This is a genomic window from Providencia huaxiensis (assembly GCF_002843235.3).
Lineage (GTDB): Bacteria > Pseudomonadota > Gammaproteobacteria > Enterobacterales > Enterobacteriaceae > Providencia > Providencia huaxiensis.
Genome location: NZ_CP031123.2, coordinates 2,043,381 through 2,059,446, shown reverse-complemented (window position 1 = coordinate 2,059,446; position 16,066 = coordinate 2,043,381). Strand labels below are relative to the sequence as shown.

Sequence of the window (16,066 nt, the reverse complement as noted above, 5' to 3'; positions counted from 1 at the left end):
TTTTATTGAGGGGGAGTGTTATTTGGTTGAATTTGGTCAAATAACGTTATTAAATGTGTAGAATATTCTTGAATGGTATACCAAGATGTAATAATTCGTTTGAAATAAGTAATGAATTTAATAAGTTTATCAGCATTGTTGATATGTTTAAAAATCTCGATTGATTGGGTTATTTCGGTTAAGAGGACAAGCCACATATAATCTAAATGGTCAACGGCTAGCCGTGCATCTTTAAATAAACCATCGATTTTATGGAGGTTGATTTGAATATCAAAGATAACTTTTTTGATGATTTCTTCTCTGTTAATTTGGTCGTTAATTAATTTTATTTCTGCTAATGTCTCATTCTTTCTTGCTCGAATTTTTTCAGCTTTTGAGCCAAAAATACTGCCCGTAATAATGAGACCGATGACACCACCCGCTAAGCCTGTGAAACTTAGTTTCACAAAGTGTGAATACTCTAGGTCGAGTTGCTTTAGCTCCTGTTTTTTCATTTTAAGTGATTCTTGTAAATGGGCATCTATATTTTCACTATTAGTAGGCTCAAGTTGCTTATATAATCCTTTAATGTTAAACAATAAAGATTCAACGTGTTGATAATTAGATAGATACCCTCCTGTAATATGTACTCTAAAATCTGAAATGATATTCTTAATATTACTTGTCTTAAGCGATTGGTCCTTAATGTCATCTTTAATTAATTGCAATATATTAGTTAGTTCAGTCGCTATTTGTTGGTCATCACTTTGATAAAATATTTCATCTAGCTCACTTTCATCAATATCATTCAAACTGTCTGAGACTCTTTTTAATATAGGCATATGGTTAATATATTCAATAATTTGCCTACCTGTCTGTATAATGTTTCGACTAGCCAGAGATAGGTTGACAGACTGTTCTTTAACATGTTGCTCGACATTATCCCAGGTATTGGCATGGTCACGAATATTGATAATAGTATTAATTAATTCGTCTGTATCTATTGGTAAAGTGGTTGATGATGTAATACCAAACCATTTTAGAATATCATCTTTTTTCCAAGGCAAAGAAAGAGAGAAGTAAACATGGCGATGTATGCTAATTAAATCGTCTAATGTAAAAATACCGACTTCGCGGGTTGAAAGAGCATCTTGATTAGTTAATAAAGCTAAGGTTGTATGGCCTATATGCTCTTTTTCAATAATTCTGTCGTAATTTTCTTTTGTATTCATTTTAAAATCCATGTTGATTAAGTTAAGGATTGAACACTAATTTGTATTAGCACTATTGTATGGTTAAGCTACCTATTTATTGTAAATGAAAATATAAATCTCATATTTGTTAACCTACTAGAAATTGGCTGAAAGTTTTATACTAAAAAATGAAAAGCAGAGCTAAAAAATAGCATTTTGAACAAGCTAATATATGTTGAAAATATTATTTAGCGTTATATGTATTTAGATATAATCTATAGCGGTACTAAATTAAATAATCCATAACAATATGATGATAATTAAAATTTACGGTAATTTTACTTTTTGAGGCTAAATAAATATGTAATGGAATATGGGTTTGCAGCTTAAATATAATTATGTTTCAAAATGGAATTTTTATTGGATGAAAATGAAGCAATTTCGAGAGAGAGGAAAGAAGAAAGGGGGATAAAATCACATTTTCCATTAATTAAATGAATAGAATGACATCTAATATATATAATAAGCTATACTATCAACAACCTGAAGCCTCTATTCATGTAAGCAGGTTTGTCTTGAGGTGATTTCTCTTGGTTATCGTTATTTGTGTCATAAGCGATAATTATAGTGATGTACTGAAAGTAACCTGTTTATTGCAGATAATCTGCTTTTAGTACTGAACGGGTGATATAGCATTTACTGTTAGTCATCAATGTATTAAAAAATGGTTTTGCGCTATATAATAACGCGTAGTAAATTTGTGTGATGTAGCAGTGGGAATCTAAAGTGAACTATAAAAAAATTGATCAACTGATAACTGAAATTTTGGACCATTTGTCTACATTGACACTAAAAACCAAAGCGTATACTCGTTTTGTCTGGCAGTTAGATGCGCAAACCGCTTTCCCTGGTCTTGCATGGCTGTCGGTGCAAGAAAGCTACCCACAATTTTATTGGTATCAACGGACAGGAGCCGAAGAATGCAGTGCTCTTGGGATGGTGAAGTCCTTTGATTCGATAGATACAGCACAAGCTTTTTTATCACAATATCCTGATATGCCAGAGATGCGTCTATGGGGGCTTAATGGTTGGAATGCAGTTGGAGATGGCATCCCTGAAGAGATAAAACGCCAAGCAACTTTTTGTTTTTTGCCTCGCATTGAAATTCATCGGTTACGTTCGACGATTAGCGTTAGTGTCAATATAGAAGGTGAAGAAGATAGGTTAAATGCTATCCATTTTTTACAGCAATTAAAATCCGCTTCTCAAGTGACATTGACTCTTGACGCCGATATTACTGCACAGGAACATATTCCTACGCATGATGAATGGTGCCGTTTATTAAATTGCGCTATTGATGACATGAAGTCAGGAAAAATGGAAAAAGTGGTTATGGCAAGGGAAACAAAACTGACTCTGTCTAAGCCAATTGCGGTTGCTGAGTTTTTAGCACAAAGTCAGCAGGTGAATCACCATTGTTACCATTTTATGATGGCCTTTAGCGCGCATTCAGGTTTTATTTCGTCAACACCCGAACGTTTATACTTACGTCAAGACGAACAACTGAACTCAGAGGCCTTAGCGGGAACCGTCGCTAATGACCCTGATGACGTGGTCGCAGCGGAGTACGCTAAATGGTTGATGGAAGATAAAAAGAACCAACATGAAAACTTAGTGGTTGTTGATGATATTTGCCAACAATTACAAGGCGCAGTGACGGGGGTTGATGTATCGTCAGCAAAAGTGATCCGCTTGAGAAAAATTCAACACCTTTACCGTTCAATTGTTGCGACATTAGTTAGCCCTTCTGATAGCGATTGTTTGCAGCGTCTCCAACCCACAGCAGCGGTCTGCGGTTTGCCACGAAAGGTTGCACGGCAATTTTTAGCAAAAAATGAACCGTTCTCTCGCGGTTGGTATGCCGGAACAGGCGGGTTTATTAGCTTAGATAAAAGTGAATTCGCGGTCTCTCTACGTTGTGCACAGATAGAGGGTGCACATGTCTCATTATATTCAGGCGCTGGCATTGTCAGTGGTTCAGACCCAGAGCAAGAGTGGATAGAAATTGAGAATAAAGCCGCTGGGCTAAAGTCTTTATTTGGAAATAACGAAAAACCATAAAATAAAAATGGTTATTTTCTTTTTATTTCAATTAGTTCACCAAAAATTGTTCTGAGATCAAGAAATTTATTTCAGCCAGTCTAAACTAATTGATAACTAATAATTTGCTGAGCATATTATGTCGAATTCTGCTTTTAATCTCCGTTGGGCTGAAGTGATTATCGAAGCGCTATCTCGCCACGGAATGAAACATATCTGTATTGCGCCCGGCTCGCGCTCGACACCGTTGACCCTTGCCGCCATTAGCCATGGGAAATTGCATTGCCATACCCATTTTGATGAGCGTGGTTTAGGGCATTTAGCTCTAGGTTTAGCAAAGGCCAGTCGTGAGCCTGTTGGGGTCATAGTGACCTCTGGTACGGCAGTCGCGAACCTTTACCCCTCATTGATTGAAGCGGGTTTAACCGGTGAGAAGGTTATTTTTCTTACAGCAGATAGACCCCCTGAATTAATTGATTGTGGTGCTAATCAAGCTATTCGACAAGCACATATCTTTGCTTCCCATCCAGCTCAATCATTAATGTTGCCAAGACCGACACAAGATATTTCAGCGAAGTGGTTGGTAACCGCGATTGATAATGGCATGAATCAACTACACCATGGCGCATTTCATATTAACTGCCCATTTGCAGAACCATTGTATGGTGATATGGATGGGGAATATGAGTGGCAAAAAACGCTGGGTGAATGGTGGAGTTCTAATCATCCTTGGTTAAGTGAACCGCTGACGAATACGGTGGCATTAGTTGCTGATTGGTATTTCTGGCGTCAGAAAAAAGGCGTTGTGATTGCGGGTAGAATGAGTGCAAGTGAAGGGGAGTTCGTCGCTAAATGGGCTCAAGAGCTCGGATGGCCAGTACTCGGAGATGTGCTGTCACAAACCGGACAACCTTTTCCATGTGTCGACTTATGGCTGCAACATCCAGAAACCCAGTCTATTTTAGAAGACGCAGAATTAGTGGTCCAGTTTGGTTCAAGCTTAACGGGAAAGCGGCTTCTACAATGGCAAGCCAACTGTGAGCCGCAAGAGTATTGGATTATCGACTCAATACCTCAGCGACTAGACCCAGCCAATCATATGGGTAGAAAGCTAACTTGCTCAATTAAAGGTTGGCTAGATAACCATCCTGCGCAGCCGAGAAGTTTGTGGTGTGAATCGCTGCTGACTTTAGCGCAAAAAACCCAAAATCACGTGCACCAACAGTTACATGACCAGTTTTCAGAAGCCGCGGTGGCACACCAATTACCTGAACTACTGCCTCTTCGAGGCCAACTGTTTGTTGGTAATAGCTTAATTGTCCGCTTGGTGGATGCGTTGGCACAACTTCCATTGGGTTATCCGGTGTATAGCAACCGGGGCGCGAGTGGTATTGATGGTTTGATTTCTACCATGGCGGGAGTTCAGCGGGCAACCGCACGGCCAACATTGGCTATCGTTGGGGATATTTCTGCACTCTACGATTTGAATAGTTTGGCGCTATTGAGAGAACCTTCAGCACCAACAGTGCTTATCGTTGTGAATAATAATGGTGGGCAGATTTTTTCTATGCTACCCACACCAGACGAAGCAAGACAAAATTATTACTGTATGCCGCAAAATGTCAGTTTCGATCCAGCGGCGAAAATGTTTGGCTTACAATATTGTGCTCCGACAGACTGGGGAACACTAAAAGAAACCGTACAACAATTTTGGCATCGTCCACAGGGCACCTTGCTGGTGGAATTACAGGTGCCAAGTGATGAAGGTGCGCGTACTTTAAAACAACTATTGAATGAAGTTGTGGAACTGTAATGTTATCCGCACAGATTCATCATTCTGCTTCATCCGCTCCTTGGATAATCTACTTACATGGTTTGTTAGGCAGTGCGGATGATTGGCTACCGGTGATTGAGCAAACATGCGCTTTTCCATCGTTAGCTGTCGATTTACCCGGTCATGGGGGTTCTCATTCAGAACCCTGCCTAGGTTTTTCACATTTTGATCAACAACTCAGCGCACTTTTACAGTATCATCAAATTAATGAATACTACTTGGTTGGTTATTCACTAGGCGCTCGGCTGGCGATGCATTTTGCTTGCTACTATCAACCTAACGGACTATTAGGTTTAGTGATTGAAGGTGGGAATGTGGGGTTAGTCAATGAAAAAGAACGAATTGCTCGAGCTGCTAATGATGCGGCTTGGGCGCAGCGTTTTCGTTCAGAGCCGATTGAAGAAGTGTTAGATGACTGGTATCAACAAACTGTATTTGCTGATTTGTCGGTGATCCAACGCCAACGTTTAATTCAATTACGTCGACAAAATAACCCGCAAAGTATTGCTGCTATGCTAGAAAACACATCATTAGCAAAGCAACCTTTTTTAGCGGATAAATTGCGCAAATTGACCTGTCCTTATCGCTATTTTTGTGGCGAAAAAGACCAAAAGTTTCGAAGCGTTTCGCAACAATATGCTTTGCCGTTAACGCTGATTGAAAATGCAGGGCATAATGCACATCGGGAAAACCCTATGGGCTTTGCCACTGCACTACACCATTTTTTATCACACTGTGGTTAAAGGAATCTGATAATGATTTATCCAAGCGAAGAAAAATTATACGCACCAATTGAATGGCAAGATTGCTCTACAGGGTTTGAAGATATTCGCTATCATAAGTCTCCTGAAGGGATAGCTAAAATTACGATTAACCGTCCAGAAGTGCGCAATGCTTTTCGTCCACAAACCGTGAAAGAAATGATCCAAGCACTCTCCGACGCACGTTATGATGACCATATTGGAACCATTATCCTAACCGGTGAAGGTGAAAAAGCATTTTGTGCAGGCGGTGACCAAAAAATTCGTGGTGACTACGGCGGGTATCGTGATGAAAGCGGCACGCACCACTTAAACGTATTAGATTTCCAACGCCAAATTCGTACTTGTCCAAAACCTGTTGTCGCGATGGTCGCTGGTTTTTCTATCGGTGGTGGCCATGTGTTACATATGATGTGTGACCTTACGATAGCGGCAGATAACGCAATTTTTGGTCAAACGGGCCCAAAAGTCGGTTCATTTGATGGCGGCTGGGGCGCATCTTATATGGCTCGTATTGTTGGGCAGAAAAAGGCACGTGAAATCTGGTTTTTATGCCGTCAATACAATGCACAAGAAGCATTAGATATGGGCTTGGTTAACACGGTTGTTCCATATGCAGATCTTGAAAAAGAAACGGTGCGCTGGTGCCGTGAAATGCTAGAAAATAGCCCGATGGCACTGCGTTGCTTAAAAGCAGCGTTAAATGCGGACTGTGATGGACAAGCAGGTCTGCAAGAGTTGGCTGGTAATGCCACTATGTTGTTCTATATGACAGACGAAGGGCAAGAAGGCCGTAACGCCTTTAATGAAAAACGTGCGCCTGATTTCTCTAAATATAAGCGTAACCCATAATGCGTAAAGCCAAGATTTATTCGTTCAGCCTGCCGATGGAGGCAGGCGTTATCCTTCGTTATCAGCGGTTAAAAACGCGTGATGGGCTTTTGGTCTGTTTACAAGATGGGGATAACGAAGGTTGGGGAGAAATTTCGCCTCTACCTGAATTCAGCCGTGAAACATTAGAAGAGGCCACTGCCGAAACTATTGTACGACTGAATGAATGGGTGAAAGAAGGCAAAATTTCTAATAGTTTATTACCCTCAGTGGCTTTTGGCTGTAGTTGTGCTATCGCGGAGCTAACAGGGGAGCTTCCTGAACAAGCGGACTACCGCAAAGCGCCTTTATGTAGTGGTGATCCTGACGATTTAATCCTAAGCCTTGATGCAATGGAAGGTGAGAAAGTGGCTAAGGTTAAAGTCGGTTTATATGAAGCTGTTCGTGATGGAATGGTGGTTAACTTGTTACTCGAGGCCGTTCCAGAACTGAAATTGCGTCTGGATGCAAATCGCAGTTGGACTCGAGCAAAAGCCGACGGTTTTGCAAAATATGTTAACCCTGACTACCGTGACCGAATCGCTTTTTTGGAAGAGCCGTGTAAAACCCGTGAAGAGTCACTGCAATTTGCAGCAGAAACTGGCATTAGCATTGCTTGGGATGAAAGTGTACGTGAAGAAGGCTTTATGGTAGAGGCACAAGAGGGGGTGTCTGCGATTGTGATTAAACCGACCCTGACAGGCAGTTTGTCTTATTGCCGCTATTTGGCGGAAGAGGCCCATCGCTTAGGGTTACAAGCAGTGATCAGCTCATCCATTGAAAGTAGCTTTGGTTTAACACAACTTGCTCGTATAGCACACTGGTTAACCCCAAATACCATTCCTGGTTTAGACACTGTATCGCTTATTCAATCTCAATTGGTACGGCCTTGGCCACAATGTGATATTCCGCTTCAGCAGTTAGATGATTTAACGCTTGTATGGCAGAACTAGATGACTTTAAAGATTGGCCTTGGCAGCATTGGGCCAATCTTCATCCTAACTCAATTGCCTTAGTGACCGACTCCGAACGCCTAACTTGGGAAAGTGTCAGCCAACAAATTACTGACCTCAGTACTTACTTTTCAATGCAAGGTGTAGAGCAGGGGCAGTGTATCGTTCTGCGTGGGAAAAATTCAGTTGAGTTATTACTGAGTCAGCTAGCTCTTATTGCGTGTGGTGCTCGTGTTTTACCGTTAAACCCCCGTCTCCCTGAACGGTTGTTAGCAGAATTATTGCCTCATCTGAATGTTAGTGCGGTCATCGATTTTACTGATGAATCAAATTCATTAGCAAATTATCGTAATTTAGATTATCAACTCTATTATCATTTTATTGGTGATGAAGAGGTTGCTCCGACTGTTTTTCAAGAGGCTATTCAGCAGCCTGCCACATTGATTTTAACATCGGGGTCGACAGGCTTACCTAAAGCCGCTGTTCACAGTGTCGCTGCGCACTTAAATAGTGCAGCAGGTGTTGTTAATTTGATGAATTACCAGCAAGGAGATTGTTGGTTACTATCGCTGCCGTTATTTCATGTATCTGGGCAAGGTATTGTTTGGCGCTGGCTTCTTAAGGGTGGCTCACTTGCGGTCAAAAATCTTCCTTTGGCTCAAGCATTACATGAAGTTACTCATGCCTCTTTGGTACCGACCCAGTTATGGCGGTTATTAAATGATAAACGGGTGGCGGAGCTTACGCTAAAAGCTGTTTTATTGGGGGGAGCCAGTATTCCTTCAACGTTAACGGATCTTGCTCAACAACACGGTATTGCTTGTTGGAGCGGCTATGGCATGACAGAAATGGCTTCTACAGTTTGTGCTAAACGCGCAGATGGCAAGAAAGGTGTGGGTTTACCCTTAAAAGGTAAGCAAATTCGTATCTTGGATGATGAAATTCAGATCCAATCAAATAGTCAAGCGCTGGGGTATTGGTTTGATGGGAATATCAAGCCTTTAAATTGTATTGATGGCTGGTTCAAAACGAATGATAAAGGGGTATTTATTGATGGTGAATATCAAATTATTGGTCGTCTAGACAATTTATTTATCAGTGGTGGAGAATGTGTTCAACCCGAAGATATCGAGTCAGTAATCAATTCATACCCTGATGTAAGCCAAAGTTTTATTATACCCATTGAGGATGTGCAGTTTGGGCAACGTCCTGTCGCGGTTGTTGAAGTAAATAAGTCAGTGGATTTGAATCAGCTGGCGGATTGGTTAAAAGATAAACTCGCTCCATACCAATATCCTATAGCATTTTATTATTTAGACCCCGAACTGAAAGCGGGGGGAATAAAAGTCTCTAGGCAACAAGTGAAAAAGTGGTTGTTAGCGAAAATAAAAGTATAGGACAAAATAGTGGCGGGGTTACCCCCACCACTTAATGAATTACACTATTTTAGTGCTTTCAACGCTTTTTCAACACCCGCGCCATATTCAGGATGAACTTGTTTAAATAACTCGATTTGGCGCACTTGCGTGGCTTCTGTCGCGTCAATGAGTTCACCTGCAATACGTTTAAACATACGTTGGTGTTCTGCATCATCTAATAACTCATATAATGCACGTGGTTGGCTGAAATAGTCTTGGTCTTCACGGTGATCCCAATGGTCAGCTGCACCTTCAATAGATAATGGCGGTTCGCTAAAGTCAGGCTGTTCTTGGAATAGACCTGCTTCATTTGGCTCATAGGTTACGTGGTTGCCACTATTACCGTCAACGCGCATTGCACCATCGCGGTGGTAATTATGGAATGGGCAACGTGGGGTATTCACTGGGATTTGATGATGGTTGACACCAAGGCGATAACGATGGGCATCCCCATATGAGAACAGGCGACCTTGTAACATTCTATCCGGTGAGAAACCAATACCCGGAACGACGTTAGCAGGGCTAAAAGCTGCTTGTTCTACATCTGCAAAATAGTTATCTGGATTACGATTAAGTTCAAAATAACCGACATCAATTAATGGATAATCTTTATGTGGCCAAACTTTAGTTAAGTCAAAAGGGTTATAAGGAACTTGAGAGGCTTCTTTCTCTGGCATAATTTGTACTTGCAAATTCCAGCGTGGGAAATCCCCTTTTTCAATTGATTCAAACAGATCGCGCTGTGAACTTTCTCTGTCTTTACCAACTAATTGCTCAGCTTGTTCATCAGACAAATTCTCAATGCCTTGTTGGCAACGGAAATGGAATTTGACCCAGAAACGTTCATTATTACTGTTAATGAAACTGTATGTATGGCTACCAAATCCATGCATATGACGATAACTTTGTGGAATACCACGGTCACTCGCATCAATGGTTAATTGGTGTAAAGATTCAGGTAACTGAGAGAAAAAGGCCCATTTATGTTCCATTGTACGCAGGTTAGAGCGAGGGTCACGCTTCACTACGTGGTTTAAATCAGGGAATTTTAATGGGTCGCGGAAATAGAATACAGGGGTGTTGTTACCCACCATATCCCAGTTACCTTCTTCAGTATAAAATTTTAATGCGAAACCACGAATGTCACGCTCTGCGTCGGCAGCACCACGTTCACCTGCAACGGTAGAGAAGCGAGCAAACATTTCTGTTTTTTTGCCCACCTCAGAGAAAATTTTTGCACGAGTATAGCGGCTAATATCATGGGTTACGGTAAACGTACCGAAAGCACCAGAACCTTTTGCATGCATGCGTCTTTCAGGGATCACTTCACGGTCAAAATGGGCAAGCTTTTCTAAAAACCAAACATCCTGTAATAACATTGGGCCACGTTTACCTGCTGTCATCACATTATTATTATTGGCGACCGGGGCGCCTGAGGCGGTAGTAAGGCCTTTCTTTTTCATCACAATGCTCCTTTGTTTGGATTAAATGACTACACAAACCTAACTAATAAGTTAATATTTTGTAAAAAATAAAAAACACTACTACAATAAACTTGTAATTCAGTATAGTTATTATGGAATTGATTATCTAATTAATATAACCAATTACTGTGATTACAAGTAGAAAAATGCGTATTTATCGCACTTTCTTGTACTAAATTTTTTGATGCGTGAAATTTTGTAATGAATAAAGTGGGCTTTTATCGAGGCTATAGCGTAAATCTAGGTAAGAATGGCTGAAAATAAGGTGAGATTCGCGTAATATTCATAGGTAATAATATCAAGAGGATAAAATAATGCGCAAATTATTATTATTGGCAGCAGCGATGTCACCATTATTCGTAGGTACTGCACATGCAGTTTCAGTCAGTGCACAAGCAGGTGAACATTTTACTGAGCTGTCTGCGGGGTTAGGTAACCAAAATGCAGGGTTAGCATTTAATGGCTCTTGGGCTCGTAGTGACCATGATGGACAAACGGGAAGTATTGGTGCCACATTTGGCTTACCTGTAGGGCCTTTCTCTGCATTCGTTGGTGGTAAGGGGTTATATTTATCTCCCGATCATAATAGTAGCGGTGCTGCATTAGCTGTTGGTGGTGGGTTAAATTGGCAGGCACTGCCTTCACTGAATATTTACGGTGAAGCTTACGGTGCTCCAGAACAACTGACTTCTGGCAGCAAATCGTATGTCGAAGCTAAAGCTGGTGCGCGCTATACGGTATTCAAGCCTTTATCTATTGATGCAGGATATCGCTTGATTGAAATGAAAGGGACGCATGGTAATAGTAGCGATAAACTTGCCGATGGCTGGTATGTTGGTGCAGGGCTATCTTTCTAAGTTGTTGTGATATATCTACAGTTCCTAGTCGTTGCATGGCTAGGAGCTGGCTGTGATGCCTTTAGTCCAACAGAAAATAACTCAAAGAGGTATCCACCAGAAACTAACCTTGTTTAGTATTATTTAAAGACATGAGTATTTCGCGGCTTAGTCCAGTGCATTCAACGATAATATCCAAACTAATACCATTCTTAAGAAGGTGGCGTGCCATTGTTATTTGGGCTTCTTGGCGACCTTCCACTCTGCCTTCTTGGCGACCTTCTACTCTGCCTTCTTGGCGGCCTTTGTTCTGTAAACGCAGTGCGATATTCATAATAGCTCCCTTATGTTTTTCTGTTTTTTCGCTCAATGCCTGAATGATATGTTCGAAATTAGCAGAATCTAAAGCAATGAACAGATAATTGATAATAGTAATGATGTCATTATCGCTATTATAGTGTTTATTGAGTGCTTGCGCCAAGAGCGGGAGTACCTGTTGAAATTCATCCCGTAAGTGCTTATGTTTCATTGCTAATTCCATTACTGCAATCTTTCGATGATTAACTAATTCATTATCATCTATGATAGTTATATCGACTAAAGGAAATGGTTGAGTGTAAAGATTATTAGCGATATCAGGGAAAGGGAAACAGTCAGTCCAAAGTTGGGTATAAGGATAAGGCGAACGACCGCCATGGTAGAAAAGGATAGGGACGACAAGGGGCAATTTCTTATTTCCTTGTTGCATATGCTGATTCATGGCTAAAAAAGCATAATGCATCAGACGCCATGCCATCAGTCTATCGGGCGTTGATTGGTGTTCAACTAAAAGGTAAAGGTATCCTTTTCCTTGCGTTGTTTCTACTGAATATAGTACATCTGATAATCGCGAGCGGAGTTGCTCATCAATAAATGAGGAATTTGTAAGTGATAACGTATTGAAGTCACACAATGATTTTATTTGTGCAGGCAAATAGATATCAAAAAAATCTCGTGCATTTTCGATATTCGTCATGATGCCTTTAAAAGCCGCATCATGAATGTTGGATACTTGTTTTTTCTTCACCTAATTCACCTCATGAAGACCGCAATATGGCGAAGATACGGTAAAATGATTAGGTTGTCTGTTCAGAATTATTTTCTGACAAGTATCGAAATAACAGAACGAAGTTTTTTAAATGTAATGAGTAATAGATTAAATTTAGATAATTAATTTAGTTTTCAAGGGGGGAAGCCCCCAATCTTGATAAATCAATGCTTGGGGACTGGTCGTATACTTAATATGGCAGATATTTAGCCAACGTTTGGTAAAAAACCGGCAACAATCGAAAATTGGATAGCAATTACAGCGATACCACATACCAACACGAGGGCTAAAATAGGTGTACCGCCTTTAACTTGATACCCACCTTGAGTTTCTAATTTGCGAACACGGAATGTTAGTAGTGCAGGAATAATCAGCGCTAAGACCGAGAGTGCAACAGCGGCATACGTTAATGCTTGTACGAAACTACTGAAAAATAGGGCGGCCAATAATGGCGGAACAAAAGTCAGCAAGCTGGTTTGTACACGACCAATAAAATGATTGCTCCGTTTGAATAAATCAGCGAGGTAATCAAATAAACCCAATGCAACGCCTAAGAAGGATGTGGCTAACGCTAAATCCATAAACAAGCTAACGGCAATATTGACTCGAGGCGTAGCGACAACATCGCGAATGGCTGTGAGTAACCCATTAAGGCCTGATTCCTGAGCTAGGATCCCGATAAAAGTCTGTGATGGAATAGAACCTAATGTTGCGATTTGCCATAGAATATAAGCGACTAAAGGAATTGCACTTCCGGTAATGAAAATCATGCGTAGCTTGCGCACATCCCCATTCATATAGTTAACTAAACTAGGCACGCTGCCATGGAAACCAAAAGAAGTAAAAATAACGGGAACGGCAGCAAGGATAAGGCCTTTTTCAATTGGCATAGTGCTTAAATTCACGGCTTCAGCATGCGGCATCATCACAACTAACATGATCACCAAAAAAATTGTTTTGGCCGTGAATAAAATTCGGTTAATAAAATCGACTGAATGCGTACCAATACAGACAATTGCACCACCAATAATGGTAAATGCAATAATGGCAGTATCGGTTGAAATTTTAATTCCCCACCATGAAGATAGGCTATCTGAAATTAATACGCCCGCGCCACCGATATAAGCAGTTGTTAACGCGTACATTAATAGCAGCATACTCAGTCCGGTTACTATCTGTCCAACAGGCCCAAGATATTTCTTAGCAACAGAGCCTAAACCCATATTCGCAGGGTTATGTTGATACACCTCGACTAATAGTAATGAGGTATAACTCATTAACATCCATAATCCAACAAGCAAGCAGACGATGCTTGTGAAACCGACTCCTGCAGCGGCAAGTGGCATTGCCAACATCCCTGCACCTATTGTTGTCCCTGCAACGATTAACACACTGCCAAGCGTACGATTCTTCACAAGTTCCTCTAATTGAATTTGAATAATTAACAAGTGATGCAGATTATGCGATCGCAAGTTCGCTGTCAAATGTAAATTACAGGGGGTGTAATCTTATATTTACACCTCTAATCATGTAGGTAGGAAATGAAAGACAATAGCAGCGTTAATAAAGTAAAGAAAAAATGATGATTTAAAGTGGCTAAAGGTAAATTTATATGGGGTAGGTTGTTAAAAATGGTGTGATAATTGATTGATTTTTATGAAAGTGGTAGGTAACTGGGTAGTATGTCAGTTACTTAATATAAATTATGTGATGAGGTCAAAATAAAAGCATAAAAAATAAAAGTAAATTGATTTTGAAGTTATCATAAATCAAATTAATGCTTGAAAATCATCCCGATAATATATGTAAACATATATATAAAGGATGGAACTATGGACTTTATGATTCAACTCGCCATTATCCTTGTTTGCTTATTCTATGGGGCAAAAAAAGGGGGAATGGCACTCGGGCTATTAGGTGGTGTTGGCCTAGTTATCTTAGTTTTTGGCTTTGGTTTGCCGCCTGGAAAACCGCCTGTTGATGTTATGCTTGTTATCATTGCTGTTGTTGCCGCATCAGCAACGTTGCAAGCGTCAGGCGGTTTGGATGTCATGCTACAAATTGCAGAACGACTACTGCGGAAAAACCCTAAGTACATTTCTATTGTGGCACCTTTTGTGACATGTATCTTAACCATTTTGTGTGGTACAGGGCATGTGGTGTATACAATTTTACCTATCATTTACGATGCAGCGATTAAAAATAATATTCGCCCTGAAAGGCCAATGGCTGCGAGTAGTATTGGCGCACAAATGGGGATTATCGCCAGTCCAGTTTCAGTGGCCGTTGTTTCATTAGTAGCAATGCTAAATGGTGTGACAATCAATGGCCAGTCACTTGAATTCCTTGATTTATTGGCAATTACTATCCCGTCGACATTAATTGGTATTTTAGCGATTGGTATTTTTAGTTGGTTTAGAGGTAAAGATCTCGATAAAGACCCTGTATTCCAAGAGTTTATTTCAGTGCCTGAAAACCATGATTACGTCTATGGTGACAGTGTGACACTGTTGAATACCAAATTACCGAAAATTAACTGGGTCGCGATGTGGATTTTTTTAGCCTCTATCGCAGTTGTTGCATTACTTGGTGCATTCTCAGAGCTAAGACCTCTAGTTAATGGTAAGCCGTTATCTATGGTTTTAGTCATTCAGATGTTTATGTTATTAGCTGGTGCGCTAATAATCATTATCTGTAAGACCAACCCAGGGCAAATTTCAAAGAACGAAGTATTCCGTTCAGGGATGATAGCGATTGTCGCAGTGTATGGTATTGCGTGGATGGCAGAAACCATGTTCGGTGCTCACATGGATGAAATTAAAGGAACGTTAGGTTCTTTAGTAAAAGATTTCCCTTGGGCTTATGCCGTCATCTTATTATTAGTCTCTAAGTTTGTTAATTCACAGGCAGCCGCATTGGCCGCTGTCGTCCCCATTGCGTTAGGGATTGGTGTTGACCCGGCTTATATTATCGCTTCCGCACCTGCGTGTTATGGGTATTACATTTTACCAACTTACCCAAGTGACCTTGCGGCAATTCAGTTTGACCGTTCAGGTACTACACGAATTGGTAAGTTTGTTATTAACCACAGCTTCATTCTTCCTGGATTAATCGGGGTGGGTGTATCCTGTGTGTTTGGCTGGATATTTGCAGCGATGTACGGTTATTTATAAGGTTTAACCCTCGGTTTATCACAACGATTGTAAGACAGTTTTATCGGTAGTCTTACAATCGTTCATCATAAGACCTATTACCTTGTAATAGCGTTAGTGGCCACAATGATTGCCATGTTTTATCAATAAATGTTTGATCAATAAATGTCTTATAAAAGCATACTAAATAAGTACGCTAAATTCACAGTGAGTTCAGGGTTCAATATATCGCTTAAATAGCCTATACAATAAGAAAGTTATATTACGATTGGAACTACCATTGTGCTCGCTATTATTTCGTATCTGTTTGATTACTTGAATGATTAATTTTAACCAATACTCATTCATGACTATGAGCTAATCTCAGATTAAGACTAACTATTATTCGTTGTAATTAAC

At 40.4% G+C, this 16,066-nt stretch carries 12 protein-coding genes; 8 read left to right on the top strand and 4 right to left on the bottom strand.

Annotated elements, in window-relative coordinates; translation table 11 throughout:
• Positions 1-2: 2 nt before the first annotated feature.
• Positions 3-1,211: an alpha-xenorhabdolysin family binary toxin subunit A gene (locus tag CYG50_RS11330; RefSeq protein WP_168222850.1), complete on the bottom strand. Its 1,209-nt coding sequence runs from the start codon at positions 1,209-1,211 to the stop codon at positions 3-5.
• Between the two features lie 747 nt (positions 1,212-1,958).
• On the opposite strand from CYG50_RS11330, the gene CYG50_RS11325 reads away from it, so the two are divergent.
• From CYG50_RS11325 to menE, 6 genes are all read left to right on the top strand, one after another.
• A complete protein-coding gene (locus CYG50_RS11325) occupies positions 1,959-3,293 on the top strand; it encodes an isochorismate synthase (protein ID WP_102137647.1) in 1,335 nt (444 codons plus the stop codon).
• 118 nt (positions 3,294-3,411) lie between these two features.
• Positions 3,412-5,085: a 2-succinyl-5-enolpyruvyl-6-hydroxy-3-cyclohexene-1-carboxylic-acid synthase gene (gene menD, locus CYG50_RS11320; protein WP_102137648.1), complete on the top strand. Its 1,674-nt coding sequence runs from the start codon at positions 3,412-3,414 to the stop codon at positions 5,083-5,085.
• Positions 5,085-5,849 carry a 2-succinyl-6-hydroxy-2,4-cyclohexadiene-1-carboxylate synthase gene (gene menH, locus CYG50_RS11315; protein ID WP_102137649.1) on the top strand — a complete coding sequence of 255 codons (765 nt, stop codon included), beginning with the start codon at positions 5,085-5,087 and terminating at the stop codon, positions 5,847-5,849. Before menD ends, menH begins: the two co-directional genes overlap by 1 nt.
• A gap of 12 nt (positions 5,850-5,861) precedes the next feature.
• The gene (menB, locus tag CYG50_RS11310) at positions 5,862-6,719 is read left to right on the top strand and encodes a 1,4-dihydroxy-2-naphthoyl-CoA synthase (RefSeq protein ID WP_004912212.1); all 858 of its coding nucleotides are present in this window, start codon (positions 5,862-5,864) and stop codon (positions 6,717-6,719) included.
• Complete coding sequence (gene menC, locus CYG50_RS11305; RefSeq protein WP_102137650.1) at positions 6,719-7,690, top strand: o-succinylbenzoate synthase; 972 nt, start codon at positions 6,719-6,721, stop codon at positions 7,688-7,690. Before menB ends, menC begins: the two co-directional genes overlap by 1 nt.
• Positions 7,678-9,087, top strand: a complete 1,410-nt coding sequence (gene menE / locus CYG50_RS11300) for an o-succinylbenzoate--CoA ligase (protein ID WP_102137651.1) — start codon at positions 7,678-7,680, stop codon at positions 9,085-9,087. Before menC ends, menE begins: the two co-directional genes overlap by 13 nt.
• A 44-nt stretch (positions 9,088-9,131) precedes the next feature.
• Here the strand turns inward: menE and CYG50_RS11295 are convergent, their stop codons facing one another.
• Positions 9,132-10,571 (bottom strand): catalase, encoded by a 1,440-nt coding sequence (locus CYG50_RS11295; RefSeq protein WP_168222849.1) that lies wholly within the window; start codon positions 10,569-10,571, stop codon positions 9,132-9,134.
• A gap of 335 nt (positions 10,572-10,906) precedes the next feature.
• On the opposite strand from CYG50_RS11295, the gene CYG50_RS11290 reads away from it, so the two are divergent.
• Positions 10,907-11,449 carry a YfaZ family outer membrane protein gene (locus CYG50_RS11290; RefSeq protein WP_102137653.1) on the top strand — a complete coding sequence of 181 codons (543 nt, stop codon included), beginning with the start codon at positions 10,907-10,909 and terminating at the stop codon, positions 11,447-11,449.
• A 103-nt stretch (positions 11,450-11,552) separates the two neighbouring features.
• Here the strand turns inward: CYG50_RS11290 and CYG50_RS11285 are convergent, their stop codons facing one another.
• Positions 11,553-12,494, bottom strand: coding sequence for an Rpn family recombination-promoting nuclease/putative transposase (locus CYG50_RS11285; protein ID WP_102137654.1), 942 nt, complete (start codon positions 12,492-12,494; stop codon positions 11,553-11,555).
• 227 nt (positions 12,495-12,721) lie between these two features.
• The gene (gene tyrP, locus CYG50_RS11280; RefSeq protein WP_102137655.1) at positions 12,722-13,930 is read right to left on the bottom strand and encodes a tyrosine transporter TyrP; all 1,209 of its coding nucleotides are present in this window, start codon (positions 13,928-13,930) and stop codon (positions 12,722-12,724) included.
• A 417-nt stretch (positions 13,931-14,347) separates the two neighbouring features.
• On the opposite strand from tyrP, the gene CYG50_RS11275 reads away from it, so the two are divergent.
• Positions 14,348-15,688 carry an anaerobic C4-dicarboxylate transporter gene (locus CYG50_RS11275; RefSeq protein WP_102137656.1) on the top strand — a complete coding sequence of 447 codons (1,341 nt, stop codon included), beginning with the start codon at positions 14,348-14,350 and terminating at the stop codon, positions 15,686-15,688.
• The last annotated feature ends 378 nt before the right edge of the window (positions 15,689-16,066 follow it).

Bases quoted from the DNA above. Each gene is read 5' to 3' on its own strand.
- menH (WP_102137649.1), top strand. From the start codon at position 5,085: ATGTTATCCGCACAGATTCATCATTCTGCTTCATCCGCTCCTTGGATA.
- CYG50_RS11290 (WP_102137653.1), top strand. From the start codon at position 10,907: ATGCGCAAATTATTATTATTGGCAGCAGCGATGTCACCATTATTCGTA.
- CYG50_RS11295 (WP_168222849.1), bottom strand. From the start codon at position 10,571: ATGAAAAAGAAAGGCCTTACTACCGCCTCAGGCGCCCCGGTCGCCAAT.
- menE (WP_102137651.1), top strand. From the start codon at position 7,678: ATGGCAGAACTAGATGACTTTAAAGATTGGCCTTGGCAGCATTGGGCC.
- menB (WP_004912212.1), top strand. From the start codon at position 5,862: ATGATTTATCCAAGCGAAGAAAAATTATACGCACCAATTGAATGGCAA.
- menD (WP_102137648.1), top strand. From the start codon at position 3,412: ATGTCGAATTCTGCTTTTAATCTCCGTTGGGCTGAAGTGATTATCGAA.
- menC (WP_102137650.1), top strand. From the start codon at position 6,719: ATGCGTAAAGCCAAGATTTATTCGTTCAGCCTGCCGATGGAGGCAGGC.
- CYG50_RS11330 (WP_168222850.1), bottom strand. From the start codon at position 1,211: ATGAATACAAAAGAAAATTACGACAGAATTATTGAAAAAGAGCATATA.
- CYG50_RS11275 (WP_102137656.1), top strand. From the start codon at position 14,348: ATGGACTTTATGATTCAACTCGCCATTATCCTTGTTTGCTTATTCTAT.